General features: G+C 68.6%; 15 protein-coding genes. 7 read left to right on the top strand and 8 right to left on the bottom strand.

All coding sequences use genetic code 11. The features are described from left to right. Positions 1 to 3779: response regulator (locus tag VFL64_RS12820; RefSeq protein ID WP_489540767.1), on the top strand; the 3779-nt coding region annotated here is incomplete at its 5' end. A gap of 80 nt (positions 3780 to 3859) precedes the next feature. After that, complete coding sequence (locus tag VFL64_RS12815; protein WP_489540766.1) at positions 3860 to 5479, top strand: response regulator; 1620 nt, start codon at positions 3860 to 3862, stop codon at positions 5477 to 5479. 9 nt (positions 5480 to 5488) lie between these two features. Here VFL64_RS12815 and VFL64_RS12810 read toward each other — a convergent pair whose 3' ends face one another. The 3 genes from VFL64_RS12810 to VFL64_RS12800 form a co-directional block, all read right to left on the bottom strand. Next, positions 5489 to 5791, bottom strand: coding sequence for a hypothetical protein (locus tag VFL64_RS12810; RefSeq protein WP_489540765.1), 303 nt, complete (start codon positions 5789 to 5791; stop codon positions 5489 to 5491). Between the two features lie 98 nt (positions 5792 to 5889). After that, positions 5890 to 7050 carry a GGDEF domain-containing protein gene (locus VFL64_RS12805; RefSeq protein WP_489540764.1) on the bottom strand — a complete coding sequence of 387 codons (1161 nt, stop codon included), beginning with the start codon at positions 7048 to 7050 and terminating at the stop codon, positions 5890 to 5892. Between the two features lie 13 nt (positions 7051 to 7063). Continuing rightward, the gene (locus VFL64_RS12800) at positions 7064 to 8305 is read right to left on the bottom strand and encodes a sensor domain-containing diguanylate cyclase (protein ID WP_489540763.1); all 1242 of its coding nucleotides are present in this window, start codon (positions 8303 to 8305) and stop codon (positions 7064 to 7066) included. A gap of 213 nt (positions 8306 to 8518) precedes the next feature. On the opposite strand from VFL64_RS12800, the gene VFL64_RS12795 reads away from it, so the two are divergent. The 3 genes from VFL64_RS12795 (at position 8519) to VFL64_RS12785 (ending at position 11229) form a co-directional block, all read left to right on the top strand. Beyond that, a complete protein-coding gene (locus VFL64_RS12795) occupies positions 8519 to 9091 on the top strand; it encodes a Spy/CpxP family protein refolding chaperone (RefSeq protein ID WP_489540762.1) in 573 nt (190 codons plus the stop codon). A gap of 87 nt (positions 9092 to 9178) precedes the next feature. After that, positions 9179 to 9895, top strand: coding sequence for a response regulator (locus VFL64_RS12790; protein WP_489540761.1), 717 nt, complete (start codon positions 9179 to 9181; stop codon positions 9893 to 9895). Next, a complete protein-coding gene (locus VFL64_RS12785) occupies positions 9892 to 11229 on the top strand; it encodes a sensor histidine kinase (protein ID WP_489540760.1) in 1338 nt (445 codons plus the stop codon). Before VFL64_RS12790 ends, VFL64_RS12785 begins: the two co-directional genes overlap by 4 nt. Here VFL64_RS12785 and VFL64_RS12780 read toward each other — a convergent pair. Genes VFL64_RS12780 through VFL64_RS12770 form a run of 3 tightly spaced genes read right to left on the bottom strand, consistent with a single transcriptional unit; the run spans position 11223 to position 14367 of the window. Further along, a complete protein-coding gene (locus VFL64_RS12780) occupies positions 11223 to 12599 on the bottom strand; it encodes an MATE family efflux transporter (RefSeq protein WP_489540759.1) in 1377 nt (458 codons plus the stop codon). The genes VFL64_RS12785 and VFL64_RS12780 overlap by 7 nt on opposite strands. Further along, positions 12596 to 13045, bottom strand: a complete 450-nt coding sequence (locus VFL64_RS12775; RefSeq protein ID WP_489540758.1) for a DUF3717 domain-containing protein — start codon at positions 13043 to 13045, stop codon at positions 12596 to 12598. Before VFL64_RS12775 ends, VFL64_RS12780 begins: the two co-directional genes overlap by 4 nt. Before the next feature lie 11 nt (positions 13046 to 13056). Then, complete coding sequence (locus VFL64_RS12770; protein ID WP_489540757.1) at positions 13057 to 14367, bottom strand: tryptophan--tRNA ligase; 1311 nt, start codon at positions 14365 to 14367, stop codon at positions 13057 to 13059. Positions 14368 to 14495: 128 nt separating this feature from the next. Between VFL64_RS12770 and purN the strand changes: the two genes are divergently transcribed. Continuing rightward, the gene (purN, locus tag VFL64_RS12765; RefSeq protein WP_489540756.1) at positions 14496 to 15119 is read left to right on the top strand and encodes a phosphoribosylglycinamide formyltransferase; all 624 of its coding nucleotides are present in this window, start codon (positions 14496 to 14498) and stop codon (positions 15117 to 15119) included. Here the strand turns inward: purN and VFL64_RS12760 are convergent. Both VFL64_RS12760 and VFL64_RS12755 read right to left on the bottom strand, forming a co-directional pair. Then, the gene (locus VFL64_RS12760; RefSeq protein WP_489540755.1) at positions 15116 to 15775 is read right to left on the bottom strand and encodes a DUF1345 domain-containing protein; all 660 of its coding nucleotides are present in this window, start codon (positions 15773 to 15775) and stop codon (positions 15116 to 15118) included. The genes purN and VFL64_RS12760 overlap by 4 nt on opposite strands. After that, positions 15772 to 16014, bottom strand: a complete 243-nt coding sequence (locus tag VFL64_RS12755; protein WP_489540754.1) for a DUF1653 domain-containing protein — start codon at positions 16012 to 16014, stop codon at positions 15772 to 15774. The genes VFL64_RS12760 and VFL64_RS12755 overlap by 4 nt, the downstream gene beginning before the upstream one ends. Before the next feature lie 22 nt (positions 16015 to 16036). Between VFL64_RS12755 and VFL64_RS12750 the strand changes: the two genes are divergently transcribed. Beyond that, positions 16037 to 17296 (top strand): RsmB/NOP family class I SAM-dependent RNA methyltransferase, encoded by a 1260-nt coding sequence (locus VFL64_RS12750; RefSeq protein ID WP_489540753.1) that lies wholly within the window; start codon positions 16037 to 16039, stop codon positions 17294 to 17296. The last annotated feature ends 116 nt before the right edge of the window (positions 17297 to 17412 follow it).

The raw sequence follows: 17412 nt of genomic DNA, 5'->3' as shown, positions 1-17412 counted from the left end.
CGAGCCAGGTGCGCAACATTGCCGACGTGACCAAGGCGGTGGCCGCCGGTGACCTCTCCAAGAAGATCACGGTGGACGTGAAGGGCGAGATCTCCGAGCTGAAGAACACCGTCAACACCATGGTGGACCAGCTGCGCAGCTTCGCCGCCGAAGTGACCCGCGTGGCGCTGGAAGTGGGCACCGAAGGGCGGCTCGGCGGCCAGGCCGAGGTGCAGGGCGTCGCCGGCACCTGGAAGGATCTCACCGACTCGGTGAACCTGATGGCATCCAACCTCACGAGCCAGGTGCGCAACATTGCCGACGTGACCAAGGCGGTGGCCGCCGGTGACCTCTCCAAGAAGATCACGGTGGACGTGAAGGGCGAGATCCTGGAACTCAAGGCCACCATCAACACCATGGTGGACCAGCTCTCGTCGTTCGCGGCCGAGGTCACGCGCGTGGCCCGCGAGGTGGGCACCGAAGGGCGGCTCGGCGGCCAGGCCCAGGTGCGCGACGTGTCGGGCACCTGGAAGGATTTGACCGAGAACGTGAACTTCATGGCCGGCAACCTCACCGGCCAGGTGCGCGGCATCGCCAAGGTGGTGACGGCGGTCGCCAACGGCGACCTGAAGCAGAAGCTCACGGTGGAGGCCAAGGGCGAGATCGCGGCGCTCGCGGAGACCATCAACTCCATGATCGACACGCTGGCCACCTTCGCCGACCAGGTCACCAGCGTGGCGCGCGAGGTGGGGGTCGAAGGCAAGCTGGGCGGTCAGGCCAAGGTGCCGGGCGCCTCGGGCACCTGGAAGGGTTTGACGGAGAACGTGAACCAGCTCGCCGCCAACCTCACGACCCAGGTGCGTGCCATTGCCGAGGTGGCCACCGCGGTGACGCAGGGCGACCTCACGCGCTCCATCACGGTGAAGGCGCAGGGCGAGGTGGCTGCGCTCAAGGACACCATCAACGAGATGATCCGCAACCTGAAGGACACCACGCAGAAGAACACCGAGCAGGACTGGCTCAAGACCAACCTCGCCAAGTTCAGCCGCATGCTGCAGGGCCAGAAGGACCTGCTCACCGTGGGCCAGATCATCCTTTCCGAGCTGGCGCCGGTGGTGGGCGCGCAGCAGGCCGAGTTCTACGTGCTCAACAGCATGGCCGGCAAGCCCAGGCTCACGCTCTTCGGCAGCTATGCCTCCGGCGGCATGGACAGCCGCGGCAAGGAGATCGAGCTCGGCCAGGGGCTGGTCGGCCAGTGCGCCGTCGAGAAACGCAAGATCCTGCTCACCAACGTGCCGGGCAGCACCTTCCGCATCGCCACCGGGCTCTCCGAAGGTGCGGCGCTCGACATCCTGGTGCTGCCCATCGTGTTCGAAGGCGAGGTGCGCGGCGTGCTGGAGCTGGCCTCGCTGGACCGCTTCAACCCCTCGCACCAGGCCTTCCTCGATCAGCTGACCGAATCCATCGGCATCGTGATCAACACCATCAGCGCCAACATGCGCACCGAGGACCTGTTGACGCAGTCGCAATCGCTGGCCGAGGAGCTGCAAAGCCGCCAGCAGGAGCTGCAGACCACCAACGAAGAGCTGCAGGAGAAAGCCCGCCTGCTCGTCCACCAGAACCAGGAGGTGGAGCGCAAGAACGCCGAGGTGGAGCAGGCCCGGCAGGCGCTGGAAGAGAAGGCCGAGCAGCTCGCGCTCACCTCCAAGTACAAGTCGGAGTTCCTGGCCAACATGTCGCACGAGCTGCGCACGCCGCTCAACAGCCTGCTGATCCTGTCCGATCAGCTGTGCAAGAACGCCGACGGCAACCTGTCTGCGAAGCAGGTGGAGTTCGCCAAGACCATCCACATGTCGGGCAACGACTTGCTGATGCTGATCAACGACATCCTCGACCTGTCGAAGATCGAATCGGGCACGGTGGCGGTGGATGTGAGCGAGCTGCGCCTCGAAGACCTGCAGCGCAGCGTGGACCGCAGCTTCCGCCACGTGGCCGAGTCCAAGCACGTGGACTTCGAGATCGCCTCGGCCAGCCAGCGCAGCGGTACGCTGCCCAAGACCATCGTCACCGACGTGAAGCGCCTGCAGCAGATCATCAAGAACCTGCTGTCCAACGCCTTCAAGTTCACCCACCAGGGCTCGGTGCGGCTGTCGATCGAGGTGGTGCATGGCGGCTGGTCGCGCGACAACGAAGACCTCAACCGCGCCTCGCAAGTGCTGGCCTTCGCGGTGAGCGACACCGGCATCGGCATCTCGCCCGACAAGCAGCAGATCATCTTCGAGGCCTTCCAGCAGGCCGACGGTTCCACCAGCCGCAAGTACGGCGGCACGGGTCTGGGCCTGGCCATCAGCCGCGAGCTGGCGCGCCTGCTGGGCGGCGAGATCCGGCTGGTGAGCGCGCCCTCGCACGGCAGCACCTTCACGCTGTACCTGCCGCAGAGCTACAGCACCTCGCGCAACAGCCGCCACGGGCGCAATGCCCCGCCCAGCCTGCCGGTGGTCGAGACGCTGCCGCGTGCCGAACCGCCCCAACGCGTCGCCGTCGGGCCGCAGATCGCCGGCAGCGGGCCGGGTGATGCGGATGTGATGGTCTCGCCGAACGTGGCCAACGACGACCGCGGTGACATCCTGCTCGGCGACCGCGTGCTGCTCATTGTCGAGAACGACCTCGCCTTCGCCGGGGTGTTGCTGCAGGCGGCGCGTCGCGTGGGCTTCAAGGGGCTGGTCAGCACCAGCGGGGCGGGTGCACTGGCGATGACGCGCGACTTCGAGCCCGCCGTGATCACGCTCGACATCCACCTGCCCGACATGGAAGGCTGGCGCATCCTCGAGCGGCTGAAGTCCGACCTGGCCACGCGCCACATCCCGATCTGCGTGGTCTCGACCGACGACTCCCGCGAGCGCGCACTGCGCTCGGGCGCGGTGGGCTTCCTCACCAAGCCGATGCAGTCGCAGGACGACGTCGAAGACGCGCTGACCCATCTCTACGAGTTCGCCGAGCGGCGGCGCAAGCGCCTCCTGGTGATGATGCAACCCACGCCTGTGCGTGAGGCCTACCTCGCTGCGCTCGACGCCGACACCGAGGTCGTGTTCGCCGATTCGGTGGCCGCGGCCCGCAACCAGCTCGGGGGCGCTGGCGTCGACTGCGTGATCACCGACGGCAGCCTGCGCGGCTTCGGGCCCGAAGACGTGATCGAGTCGCTGGAGTCTCGCCCGCTCGCGCGCCAGATGCCCATCGTGCTGGCCACCGACGACCCGGCCGTGGCCAGCGCCTGGGAGCGCGGCCACAGCGCCTTCGCGCTGCGCCGCACCGACAGCCTGCCTCGCATGCTCGACGCCACGGCCTTCTTCCTGCACCGCGGCCAGGCCAGCATGTCCGAGCAGGAACGCCGCTCCGCGCTGGCCCTGCACGAGGCCGACCGCAGCCTCGAAGGCAAGAAGGTGCTGATCGTCGACGACGACATGCGCAACATCTTCGCGCTGGCCACCGTGCTCGACGCGCGGGGCATGGTCATCGTCTCGGCCGAGAACGGGCGCGATGCGATCCGCTTCGTCGAGAACGACCCGACCATCGACATCGTGCTGATGGACATCATGATGCCGGAGATGGACGGCATGGAGACCATGCGCCGCATGCGCCGCCTGCCGCGCGGCAAGGAGCTGCCGCTGATCGCCGTCACCGCCAAGGCGATGAAAGGGGATCGCGAGAAGTGCATCGATGCCGGGGCCTGGGACTACCTCTCCAAGCCGGTGGACACGGCCTACCTGCTGGTCGTCTTGCGGGGATGGCTGTGCAGATGACCCCCCCCCGTCCGTCGAGTACGCCGGCCGACCCCCCGAGGGGGAACGGGCCGGCTTGGGAGCGGCCCGGCGCTCGGCCCGTGGGGGCAGACGAGGGCGAGGCGGACGAGCGAGTCAGCATCCTCGTCGTCGACGACCTGCCCGAGAAGCTGCTGGTCTTTCGCACGGTGCTGGAAGAACTGAACCAGGATCTGGTGTTCGTGCGTTCCGGCCGCGAGGCGCTGCGCGAGGTGCTGCAGCGCGAGTTCGCGGTGATCCTGCTCGACGTGAACATGCCCGACATCGACGGCTTCGAGACGGCAGCGCTGATCCGCCAGTACAAGCGCGCGGTCGACACGCCCATCATCTTCATCACCTCGTACGCCGACGAGATCCAGACCGAGCGCGGCTATGCACTGGGCGCGGTCGACTACATCCTCTCGCCCGTGGTGCCGCACATCCTGCGCAGCAAGGTGCGCGTGTTCGTCCGCCTGTTCGCGATGCAGCGCCAGATCAAGCGCCAGTCCGATGCGCGGGCGGCCATCGCGGCCGCCGAGGCGGCGCGCCGTGCGGCCGAGGAAGCCGGCCGCCGCAAGGACGAGTTCCTGGCCATGCTCTCGCACGAACTGCGCAACCCGCTGGCACCGATCCGCACCGCGCTGGAGGTGATCCGCCGCATCGCGCCCCATGACCCCAAGCTCGACCGCGCCAGCGACATCATGGTGCGCCAGGTGCGGCAGATGACGCGGCTGATCGACGAGTTGCTCGACGTGGCGCGCATCAGCCAGGGCAAGATCGTGCTGACGCGCGAGCGGGTCGACATCAACGCCGTGATCTCCCAGAGCGTGGAGACCGCCCAACCGCTGATCGACTCGCGCGGGCAGACCCTGCGCGTGCAGCCGCTGGCGGAGCCCATGTGGCTGCAGGGCGACTTCGCCCGGCTGGCGCAGATCATCTCCAACCTGCTCAACAACGCTTCCAAGTACAGCGAGAAGGGCACCCTGATCGAACTCACCGCGAGCCTGGACGCGCAAGGCGCTGCCATCCGCGTGCGAGACCAGGGCATCGGCATCGAACCCCAGCTGCTGCCGCGCATCTTCGACCTCTTCACCCAGGGATCGCGCGGTCTCGACCGTGCCCAGGGCGGCCTGGGCGTGGGGCTCACGCTCGCTCAGCGCCTGGCCGAGATGCATGGCGGGCAGCTGTCGGCCGAGAGCGCCGGCCCGGGCGAAGGCTCCGAGTTCACGCTGCGGCTGCCCTGCGTGGGCCTGGTGAGCGGCGGCGAGCAGGCGGCCGCGGCGGCAGAGCAACCGGCCGCGCCGACCTGCCGTGTGCTGGTGGTGGACGACAACCGCGATGCCGCGCAGAGCGTGGCCACCTTCCTCGAACTTGGCGGCCACGAGGTGCGGACGGCCGCCGATGGCGGAGAAGCCCTGGCGGCGGCGGGCTCCTTCGCGCCCGATGTGGTGGTGCTCGACATCGGCCTGCCGGTGCTCGACGGTTACGCAGTGGCCCACCGCCTGCGCCAATCGGCGGCCACCCGCGACGCCCTGCTGCTGGCGCTCACCGGCTATGGGCAGCGCGAAGACCGGCTGCTGGCCGACGCGGCAGGCTTCAACCACCACTTCGTCAAGCCGGCCGACCCGAGCGCCTTGCTGGCCTGCATCGAGAACTGGCTGCGTGCGCGCACGGCTGCGCGGCAGGCACTCAGCAGTGCCTGAACGCCGGACTCACCAGCGCGAGTTCAGCGCCGCCACCGGCGTGTGCTGTTCGCGGTGGTTGGCGCGCAGCAAGGCCGGCCCGGCCGCATCGGCGGGGGCGTCGGCGAACTGGATGCAGCCCCGCTCCAGGAAGGCCGCGTAGTCGCGCTGCGAGATCTCGGCCGTGTGGCGCTCGCCGCCTTCATGCCACATGAGGGCGATCCAGTGCGGGCCTTCCAGCACCCAGCAGGGGCCGGGGGGAATGGCGCGGGGCGCGCCGGCCCCGCGCACGATCATCGACACGTCGCTGGCGACTGTTGCGCGCTTCATCATGGTGTTCTCCCGTGGATGAGAGAGCCCAATTTAGGACGATGCGAAAGCCCGCGCTGTCAGCGTTGTCTGACCTTGGCGTAGGACGGACGCGGGACGCTTCAGCCGAGCCGGGTGCAGTTGCGCCCGTCGGCCTTGGCGCGGTAGAGCGCTTCGTCGGCCCGCTGCAGCAGGGCCTCGATGCTCTCCCCCGGCTGGTAGCAGGCCACGCCGCAGGAGAAGGTCATGCCGAAGCCGGGGGCCACCTCGTTCCAGTCGGCGCCGAGCAGGGCCTCGCGCATGCGGTCGATCGGCACCAGGGCGGTGTCGGGGCCGGTGGCGGTCATGATCAGCAGGAACTCCTCGCCGCCGTAGCGGCCGAAGCGGTCCGATTTGCGGGTGTGGGCCTTGAGCGTGCTGGCGAAGATCTTCAGCGTCTTGTCGCCGGCCAGGTGGCCCAAGGTGTCGTTGACCGACTTGAACTTGTCGAGGTCGAGGATGGCCACGCACAGGGGCAGCTTCTGGCGGTCGGCGCGCTGTTGTTCATCGCGCAGAGCCGAGAACAGGCTGCGGCGGTTGAGCAGGCCGGTCAGCTCGTCGTGGTGGGCCAGCATGTCGACCTGCTGGGTCAGCGCTGCCAGCTCGCGGCCGCGCTTCTTGAGCAGGGCGGTCATGCCGCTGTTGTAGGCGCCCAGCCACACGCAGCGCCACAGCGTGAGTGCAAAAAAAGCCATCGAGAGCAGCTGCTCGGCCAGTGTGGAATCGGGGATGCGCGGTGGCTCGCCGCTCAGCAGCAGCACGGCGGCCGTGCCCAGGCTCACCGTGCACCAGGCAATGAGCGACTGCCGCACTTCCAGCCGCATGGTCAGCGTGGAGTACACGATGAACAGCAGCAGCGCGAACATGAACCCCACCTCGGGGAAGAAGTACAACGCGCCCAGCTGCACCCCCTGCGCCGGGATGGTCTGGGCGATGGTGATGCCCGGGTCCTTGAAGCGCTGCGTCCAGCCACTGCCGATGAGCGCGGCGGTGGTGAAGCTGATGGCCAGACCGGAAGCGGTGTAGGCAACCACCGGCACCCAGCTGATGGTGCCAGCCAGGTGGAAGAGCGCCAGCACCAGGCCGTCGATCAGGTAGCTGACGGCGATGAGGTAGCAGTTGCGCACCCAGTGGGCCGTCTTCTTCTGCTGAGCCGCGCGCGCGGCCTGCAGGGCCGCCACGTCGGCGGGGCTGGCTGGGTTGGGGGCAGACGGCTGTGTGCTCGCCAGGGTGAGGTGGTTCATGGCGGATCGGTTCTCAGGCGGCGCGGGTGCAGTTGCGGCCGTCGTGCTTGGCCTGGTAGAGGCCGAGATCGGCGCGGCCGAGCAGCAGCTCGGGGCTTTCCTGGTCGCGGTAGGTGGCCACGCCGGCCGAGAAGGTGACGCGCAGCCCCGGGGCGATGGCACCCCAGTCGACCAGGCTCAGCGCGTTGCGCGTGCGCTCCACCGCCTGCTCGGCCTGTGCGCCGTCGGCGCCGGTGAGGATGAGCAGGAACTCCTCGCCGCCGTAGCGGCCGAAGCGGTCGGTGGTCCGCGCCTGGGCCTGCACCGCCGCGGCGAACTGCTTGAGCACCTGGTCGCCGGTGAGGTGGCCCAGGGTGTCGTTGATGGCCTTGAAGTGGTCGAGGTCGAACAAGGCCACGCTGACCGGCGCGCCGCTGCGGTCGGTGTGGGCCCGCTCCTCGTCGAGGATCTGCAGCAGGCGGCGGCGGTTCAGCACGCCGGTGAGCTCGTCGTGGTTGGCCAGTCGCTCGATCTGCGCGAGCGTGGCCTTCATCTGCTGGCCGCGGTCGCGCAACAGCCGGTTGTTCTGCGCGTTGATCACGCTCAGCAGCACGCAGCGGCCCAGCGTGCCCACGAAGAACAACCAGCTCACGAAGCGTTCGGCCGTCGAGGCATTGGGAATGCGCAGCGTGTGGCCGAGGCTCAGCGTGACCCCGCCAAACGCCAGGACGACGAGCACGAGCATGAGCTGCACCTGCCACTTGGGCATGCGGTACGTGGCAGTGATGAACACGGTGAACAGCATCACGCCGTAGGCAAAGGCCATCTGCGGGAACAGGCCCACGCCCAGCACGCACACCGACACGCTGCCCACCGAATGCACGACCGACAGGCTGGGATCCTTGAGGCGCTCGGTGCGGTGGCTGGCGATCAGGTAGGCGGCGAGGGCGCTGACCGCCAGGCCCGGCAAGGTGTAGAGCGGTGCGGCCACCCACGACACCGTGCCGATGATGGCGAACAGGGCGAGGAAGAAGCCGTTGAGGGCGTAGCTCGCAGCGATGACGGCGCATTCGCGCAGCCAGGCGCGGCGACGCTGCACGCCACGGCCGCGGCCTTCGCCGCTGCCGCCGGTGGTGGGGCCCTCGTCGTCTTCGTCTTCCGCCGGGGTGTCGTCGGCGGAGGTCGGCTGCACTGCTGCGGCGGCCACGCCCGCACCCGGCGCGCTGAGGCGCCGCAGGGGGATGACGTTGCCGAGAGAGGCGAGTGGGTTCGACATGCGGAGGCCCGCCAGGCGGGTGTTTCGCCAGAGCGGTCGACTGCTTATCGTCCATAACTGCCTCTTCTTGAGGCGTTTCAGGCGCTGGGCGGCCCCGGTGCTGGTTTACCCCAGGGGTTCACACATCTTTACCCCCCAGCCACGGCCGCTTCACCCCCGGGGCAGACCATGGCTTCATGGGCGATCGTGCCCTGCCTCCCAAGGAGAGTAGCGATGTTTGCAGCAGAGACAGTCAAGGCCGCAGGTACGCACGGTACGCGCGGCATCAAGCGTGCGACCCTGGGCCTGCTGATGGCCCTGGTGGGGTCCGTGGCCGTCACCGCCTGGGCGCAGCCCCATGGTGGCCCGCGTGGCGGGGGTGACTTCGGCGGTGGCTTCGGCGGCCCTGGCCTCTTCATGGGCCCGAGCGAGCACGTGGGCCGCGGTGTCGACCGCCTGCTCGAAGGCCTGAACGCCACCGACGCCCAGCGCACCCAGATCAAGCAGATCGCCCAGGCGGCTGCCACCGACCTGAAGGCCCAGCACGACGCCGCACGCGGCCAGCACGAGCGCGGTCTGGAACTCTTCACCGCCCCGGTGGTGGACGCCCGGGCCGTGGAAACCCTCAGGCAGCAACGCCTGGCCCAGCACGACCAGGCCAGCAAGCGTGTGACGCAAGCCCTGCTCGACATCGCCAACGTGCTCACGCCGGAGCAGCGCGTGAAGCTGGGCGAGCGCATCAAGCAGCGCGAGCAGCGCATGCACGAGCGCATGCAGCGCCGCGCCGCCAGTGCCCCTGCCCAGTAAAGCGGGTGTGCGGTGTGTTCTGATTCGACCCTGGCCCTGCGGCACCCGGTGGTGGTGCCGCAGGGCATTTCTGGGGATTCTTCCGCAATGAGTGCTCGCCTGTTGATGATTGACGACGACGCCCGCCTCTCGACGATGGTGGGCGACTACCTGCGTGGTGCCGGCTACAAGGTCGAGGTGGCCGGCTCGCTGGCCCAGGGGCGCGAGCGCCTGGCCGCGGAAGGCTTCGACGCCTTGGTGCTCGACCTGATGCTGCCCGACGGCGACGGCCTCGACCTGTGCCGCGAGCTGCGCGGCAGCCCGCGCACGCGCCAGCTGCCGCTGCTGATGCTCACGGCCCGTGGCGAGCCCATGGACCGCATCGTTGGCCTGGAGCTGGGTGCCGACGACTACCTGCCCAAGCCCTTCGAACCGCGCGAGCTGCTGGCCCGCGTCAAGGCCCTGCTGCGCCGCGCAGCACCGGTGGCTGCGGCCGACGAGGTGCTGCGCTTTGGCCGGCTGGAGATCGACCTCGGCGCCCGCGTGGCTCGCCTGGCCGGCCAGCCCTGCGACCTGACCAGCCACCAGTTCGACCTGCTGGTGGTGCTGGCGCAAAGCCCCGGCCGCGTGCTCACGCGCGACCAGATCATGGACATGCTCAAGGGCCACCCGCTGGAGGCCTTCGACCGCTCCATCGACGTGCACATCTCGCGCATCCGCGCCGTCATCGAAGACGACCCCAAGGCCCCGCGGCGCGTGCTCACCGTGCGTGGCGCGGGCTACGTCTTTGCCAAGAAGCAGGATGCGGACGACGAGACGGAATGAAGACCCTCACGCTGCGGATCTACCTCACCGTGGTGGCGGTGCTGCTGCTGTTCGCCTTCGGCTCCGGCTGGCTGTTCCAGCGCCACATCGAGCAGGAGCGGCAGATGGCCGACTCGACGCTGTCCGAACGCATGGCCGCCTGGGGCGACCTGCTGCAGCGCTCGTTGCCGCCCCCCGATGCGCCGGTTGAAGACCAGGCCGCGGCGCTGGTCGACTGGTCGCAGCGGCTGCGCATGCCGCTCGCGCTCGACAGCCGTGTCGGTGAGCGCGTGGCGGCGTCGGAATCATTCCAGCGGCGCCAGATGGAATCGGGCGCGCGCGGCTTTGCCGTGCCGCTCGACGACGGCCGCACGCTGTGGGTGATGCGCCCCGGCCTGCGCCCGGTGGCGCGCGCCGCGGCGGGGGGGCAGGGCGGCCGCGAACCCGGTGGGCCACCGCCGGCGCCGATGGCCTTCGTGCCGCCGGCCTGGCAGCAGGGCTTCGGCCCCGTCGTCGTGCTGGGCCTGCTGTTCATTGCGGTGGCTGCCGGGGCGTGGCCTGCGGTGCGTCATCTGACCCGTCGCCTGCAGGCGCTCAAGAAGGGCGTGGAGCAGTTCGGTGCCGGCGAGCTGCACCACCGTGTCGAAGTCTCCGGCCGCGACGAAGTGGCGGCGGTGGCGGCAAGCTTCAACCTCGCGGCCGAACGCATCGAGGCGCTGGTGCGCTCGCACCAGTCGCTGCTGGCCAACGCCAGCCATGAACTGCGCTCGCCGCTTGCGCGCATGAAGATGGCGGTCTCCATGCTCGACGAAGCCTCGCCCGAGCAGCAGCGGCGGCTCAAGCGGGAGATCGACACCAATGTGGCCGAGCTCGATGCGCTGGTCGAAGAGGTGCTGCTCGCCAGCCGGCTCGACGCCGTGCAGCATGTGGAGAAACACGACCCTGTCGACCTGCTCGGCCTGGCGGCGGAAGAGGGCGCGCGTGTCGAAGCCGGCATCGAAGGTGTCCCGGCCACCGTGGCCGGCGACGAACGCCTGCTGCGCCGCGCCCTGCGCAACCTGCTGGAGAACGCTCGCCGCTACGGCGGCAGCGAGGTCCTGACGGTGGTGGGCGTGCATGGCAAGAACGCCACCGTGCAGGTGTGCGACCGCGGCCCCGGCGTGCCCGAAGCGCAGCGCGAGCGCATCTTCGAGCCCTTCTACCGCCTGCCTGGCCATGCCGAACAGGCCGGCGGCGTGGGCCTGGGGCTGAGCCTGGTCAAGCAGATCGCCGAACGGCATGGCGGCAGCGTGCGCTGCCTGGCGCGCGACGGTGGTGGCAGCTGTTTCGAGCTGAGGTTTCCGCTGGCTCAGTGACCGCTCTTGTGGCGCAGCACCCAGCGCATCAGGCTGCACAGGCCGATGCCTGAGAGCACGAGCCCCGTCACCGAAGCGGACCAGAACCCCGGTGCACCCAGCAGCGACGGCGGCGTGAGCCCCGTCAGGTTGAAGGCCACCACGCTGCCGCCGCCCAGCCCCACCCCCCACAGCGCCACCGCGTAGATCACCATCGGCAGCGTGGCCACGCGGTAGGCGCGCATCACGAAGGCGGCGATGGTCTGCGCCGCATCGGCCAGGTGGAACACCGCGACCCAGGCCAGCAGCGGCATGGCCGCGGCAATGATGGCCGGGTTGTCGGTGTAGGCGCGCAACACGTTTTCGCGGTTGAGGAAGACCACGCAGCCCAGCACGGCCGCGATCATGGTGCCGAGCTGCAGTCCGTGCCAGCCGAGGCGTCGCGCGTCGGCTGGCTGATCGGCCCCGATGCTCTGCGCCACCAGCGTGCTGGTGGCATTGGCAATGGCCAGCGGCATCATGAACATCAGCGAGACCAGGTTGGCGGCGAGCTGATGCCCGGCCACTGGCGTGGCGCCGATGCGCGAGATGAAGATCGCCATGAAGGTGAAGCCGGTCACCTCGATCAGGATCGACAGGCCCATGGGCACGCCCAGGCGCAGCAGGTCCTTGAGGCTCTTCCAATCGGGTGGGTCGAGCCGCGTCACGTGCAGGCCAAAGGGCGCGTAGAACGGGTCGCGCCGCAGCACCCACCAGGCCAGCAGCAGCTGCAGCCACATCACGATGGCGCTGGCCAGGCCACAGCCGGCCGCGCCCATGGCCGGGATGTGCCAGGCCGGCAGGCCGTAGATCAGCAAGGCATTGAGCGGCACTTTGAGTGCCAGCCCGATGACCTGCAGAAACATCACGATCTTGGGCCGCGACACCGCGGTGTTGAAGCCGCGGAAGGCCTGGAACAGCAGCGCCGGTGGCAGCGCGAGCGCCAGGTAGCCGAGGTAGCCGCGCACCTTCTCGGCCACCGCGGGCTGCGCGTTGGCGGCGTAGAGAAAGGGAGCGGGCATGAGCAGCAAGGCGCTGCCGATCAGCGAGAGCCCGAGGGCGAGCCACACGTCCTGGTGAAGCTGCGCGCCGGCCTCGGGCAGCTTGCGTGCGCCGAACAGCTGGCCGGCGATCGGCCCGATGGCCAGCACCACGCCCATGAAACCCACGAAGACGGTGATGTACGCGGCCGCGCCGATGGCCAGTGCGGCCAGGTCGAGCGCGGCGTAGCGCGCCACCATCACGGTGTCGACCGTGCTGAAGCCGAGCACGGCGAGCTGGCCGATGAACACCGGCCACGCGAGCGGGGCGATGCGGCGGGCGTTGTGCAGCAGCCCCTGCGCCTGCGTCAAGCGCGGTCCTCGGTGGCGGCCGATGCGGTCTCGGCGGCCGGTGGGTTGGCGGCACGCTCGGCGTAGCGGTTGAAGCGCCAGGCCGTGCCTTCCATCGTGATGCGGCGCCAGGTGTGGCGCTTCTCGGCCGGCGTCATGACCGTCCAGTGCTGGACCTCATCGAACGTTCGTCCGCAGCCCTTGCAGATGTCGTCGCCCTGGCTGGTTGAGCAGATGGCGATGCACGGCGCGTCGGGCGTGGTGGCGTACCAGGCCAGCCAGGCGTCGCGCGCCTTGGGCGGCATGGAGTCTTCGTCGCACTCGGCCTCGTGGTAGTACACCATCAGCGCGTAGGTCTCGGCCAGCGCCAGCACTTCCTTGCAGGCGGTGATGCCGTCGGGCGAAGGCGAGCGCTCGCGCCACCAGTTGATGGCGGATTCGATGTCGGTGATGTGGATGCCTGCCATGGGCGGCTGGCTCAGGATTCGGACTCGGTAAGAGCGCGCAGGGCCGCTTCAATGCGGGGCAAGGGCACCAGCACGTCGGTCGGAGCGCTTGGCAGCGCCGACACGCCTTCGGTCTTCAGACGCTTGATGAACTGACCGGCTTCGCGGCCCTCATCAAAGCCACCAGCCTGCAGCAGCAGGGTGCCGTCGCCATCGTTGAGCTTCAGGTAAAAGCGGCCATTGGCCTCGCGGTACTGCTTGAAGACGGGCAGGGCTTGCCGGGCAGGGGCCGAGGTCTTCTGCTTGGCAGGCAGCGCGACCATCTTGCGCAGGCCGACGGCTTCGCGCAGCTCAGTCATCAAGGGCTGGGCAACGGCGCGGGCCTTGTCGCGGCCGTTCAGCAAGGCTTCCTCCACACGCTCCGGGTGGGCCATCAGGTCTTCGTAGCGCGCGCGCATCGGACCGATGTGAGATTCGATCAGGTCGACGGTGCGCTGCTTGGCTTCGCCCCAGGCGAGGCCGGCGCGCAGGTCGGTGCGCATCTGGGCGCGCTGCGAGGCGTCGGCAAATGCGTCGTAGATGGTCACGAGCGCCGCACCTTCCGGCTCTTTCGGCTCGCCGGGCAGGCGAGAGTCGGTGACGATGCGTGCGACGGCGTCCTTCAGCCCCTTGGGGCCACCCTCGAAGAGCGGAATGGTGTTGTCGTAGCTCTTCGACATCTTGCGACCGTCGAGCCCGGGCAACATCGCCACTTCTTCCTCGATCTCGGCGCTGGGCAATACGAAGAGGTCGCGGCCCTGGCCGAAGAGGTGGTTGAAGCGCTGCGCCACGTCGCGTGCCATCTCGATGTGCTGAACCTGGTCGCGGCCGACCGGCACGCGGTGCGCGTTGAAGAGCAGGATGTCGGCCGCCATCAGGATGGGGTAGCTGTACAGGCCCATGGTGATGTTGGCGTCCGGGTCGTCGCCGGCGGCCACGTTTGCATCCAGCGCCGCCTTGTAGGCGTGGGCCCGGTTCATCTGGCCCTTGGAGGTGACGCAGGTGAGCAGCCACGTGAGCTCGGGCGTTTCGGGAATGTCGCTCTGGCGGTAGAAGGTGACCCGGTTGACGTCGAGCCCGGCCGCCAACCAGGTGGCGGCGATCTCCAGGCGCGAACGCTCGATGCGTGCGGGGTCGTCGCACTTGATCAGCGCGTGGTAGTCGGCGAGGAAGAAGAAGCTCTCGACACCCGGCTCCAGGCTGGCCCGGATGGCCGGCCGGATCGCGCCGACGTAGTTGCCCAGATGAGGGGTGCCGGTGGTGGTAATGCCGGTCAGGACACGTTGAAGCGCGCGTTCGGTCATGGTGTTTCTCGGAGGGGATGGGGATTATCAAACAACGCCCGAGGAACCGGCTTCGCCGGGCCTCTGGGTGGCGCCCCTTGGGGGCAGGAGCGAAGCGACGGGGGGCTTCAACCTACACTTGCGCCCCTATGAAAAACATCGTGATCCTGATCTCCGGGCGTGGCTCCAACATGGAAGCCATCGTGCAGGCCTGCGCCACCGAAGGCTGGCCGGCGCGCGTGGCGGCGGTCGTCAGCAGCCGCCACGATGCGGCAGGCCTGCAGTTTGCGCGTGCGCGTGGAATCGCCACCGCCGTGGTCGATCACAAGGGCTTTGCCGACCGCGAGGCTTTCGATGCCGAACTGGCCCGCGTCGTGCGCCGCTATGAGCCCGATGTGCTGGTGCTGGCCGGCTTCATGCGCATCCTCACGCCTGGCTTCGTGAAGCAGTTCGAAGGCCGCATGGTGAACGTGCACCCATCTTTGCTGCCTGCCTTCACCGGCCTGCACACCCACCGGCGCGCCATCGAGGCCGGCTGCAAGCTGGCGGGGGCCACGGTGCACTTCGTGACCGCCGAACTCGACCATGGCCCCATCATTGCGCAGGCCACGGTGCCGGTGCTGCCAGGCGACACCGAGGCGACGCTCTCGGCACGCGTGCTGGCCCGCGAGCATGTGCTCTACCCACGCGCCGTGCGCTGGCTGATCCAGGGCCTGCTGCGCGTGGACAACGGCATCGTCACCCACACCAGCGGCGAGCCGCAGCTGATCTAAATCAGCCCGGCGCCGATGTTCACCGCGAGCGCCAGGATCGCGGTGTTGAACACGAAAGACAGCACCGACTGCAGCAGCACCAGGCGTCGCATCGACGTCGTGGTGACCGTCACGTCCGCCGTCTGCGAAGCCACGGCAATGGTGAACGAGAAGTACAGGAAGTCCCAGTAGTGCGGCGAGTGCGGTGGCCGCTCGGCCTCGCCGGATGAGGGGAACAGCAGGCCGTGGTGCGGCGGCTTGCGGTGGTAGAAGGCCGCGTAGCTGAGCGCGAACAATGTCGGCAGCAAGAGCCAGGCACCCACCACGGTGACCACCACGAACAGGATGTGCGGCAGTGCGAGCGTGGTCGGGCTGTTCTTGGCGGCCGAAAACTCCACCGCGATCGCCGCCATGCTGGCCACCACCGCGGCGATGGCGATGGCGAGCACCGCCGCTGCGCTCTCCGATTGAGCGATGGACGTGCGCTGGACATGCTGGTGGTCGGCCCGCGACATGACCCAGTACGCCTCGACCAGGTACAGCCACACTGCCACGTCCCAGCCCACGAGCATGCGGGTGACCAGCGGGCCGCGCCAGGCGAGCGTCACCACGAGGCCCACCAGGATGGCAAGCAGCAGGTGCGAGCGCGCCCGGAAGAGCCGAATCAGTGCGCTCATGCCGGCCCGATTCGCTGGAAGCGGGGCTGGAGAACGCCGTCGATCTCGATCGACTCGAAGAACATCGCATGCGGCCTTACCCAGAGTCCGCTCCGGTTGTAGAGCGGGCGGTAGACCACCAGAGGTTCCAGCGTCTCGCTGTGGCGCGCCGCACCGATGACCTCGTACTCCCCGCCCTTGTAGTGCCGGTAACGACCCAGGGGTGTGTGGGGGAGGGGTGGCAGGTCGTCGTTGCTCATGGGGTCAAAGGATAATCGTGCGATGCATCCCAACGCCTTGCTCGAACTCGCGACCGATCTGCTGCACAAGGTTCTGCAGTTCGACACCCCCGCCGACCGCGTCGTTTCCGATTTCTTCCGCACCCACCGCGCACTCGGTCAGCGCGAGCGGCACACGCTCGCCGAAACCACCTACACCGTGCTGCGCCAGCGGCTGCTGTTTCAGCACCTGGCCCAGTCTGGGAAAGGCGAGATGGAGCGGCGCCTGGCGCTGCTGGGTTGGCAGGGTAACGAAGGCTTCCTGCGTGCCGCGCTGAGCGAACCCGAGCAGCAGTGGCTGGCCCAGGTGCAGGCGCTGGACCGCACGGCCTTGCCCGAGAAACTGCGACACAACCTGCCGGAATGGCTGGCCGAGACGCTTCAGGCCTCGCTGGGCGAGGAGTTCTGGCCTCTGGTGAACAGCCTCAACGAAAGCGCACCGCTCGATCTGCGCGTGAACACCTTCAAGGCCAAGCGCGAAGACGTGCAAAAGGCTCTGACCGAGAGCCGCATCGACGCCGTGCCGACGCCTTACTCACCGTGGGGCTTGCGTGTGCAGGGCAAGCCGGCGCTGAACCGGGTCGACGCCTTCGCCAAAGGCGAGATCGAAGTGCAGGACGAAGGCAGCCAGTTGCTCGCCCTGCTTACCGACGCCAAGCGCGGCGAGATGGTGGTCGACTTCTGCGCCGGCGCAGGGGGCAAGACGTTGGCGCTCGGGGCCGCCATGCGCAACACCGGCCGGCTCTACGCCTTCGACACCTCAGGCCACCGGCTGGCAGCACTGAAGCCGCGGCTGGCCCGCAGCGGGCTGTCGAACGTCTACCCGGTGCAGATCGCCCACGAGCGCGACGACCGCATCAAGCGCCTGGCCGGCAAGATCGACCGGGTGCTGGTGGATGCTCCCTGCTCGGGTTTGGGTACGCTGCGGCGCAATCCCGACCTGAAGTGGAGGCAATCGCCCCAGTCCATTGAAGAATTGCGCGCCAAACAGTCTGCAATCCTGGCGAGTGCCGCGCGCCTGCTCAAGCCAGGTGGCCGCCTGGTCTACGCCACCTGCAGCCTGCTGGAGGCGGAAAACGAAGCCATTGCAACGGCCTTCAGCGACGCCCATGCCCGGGAATTCAAACCCCAGCCCGCGGGGGCCTTGCTCGAAAAGGCGCATGTCGCCCAACCGGACAGCTTGGTTCGTGGTGATTTCCTGCGCCTTTGGCCGCACCGGCATGGCACGGACGGGTTCTTTGCTGCGGTCTGGGAGCGGACCTGAGAAGCTTGACCTGCCTCAAAGCAGCACCATGTAGGGTCGCAGAGGCCCCCAAAGGCCTCGGTTTTTCGGGGATCGGCGGGGGGTGGTCACCTACAATAGGGGACCCCGTCCGCTGC

Origin of the sequence: Rhizobacter sp. (genome assembly GCF_035702065.1) — a bacterium.
Classification (GTDB): domain Bacteria; phylum Pseudomonadota; class Gammaproteobacteria; order Burkholderiales; family Burkholderiaceae_C; genus Rhizobacter.
The sequence above is the reverse complement of the archived record's forward strand: the minus strand, read 5'-3'. Positions and strand labels throughout refer to the sequence as shown.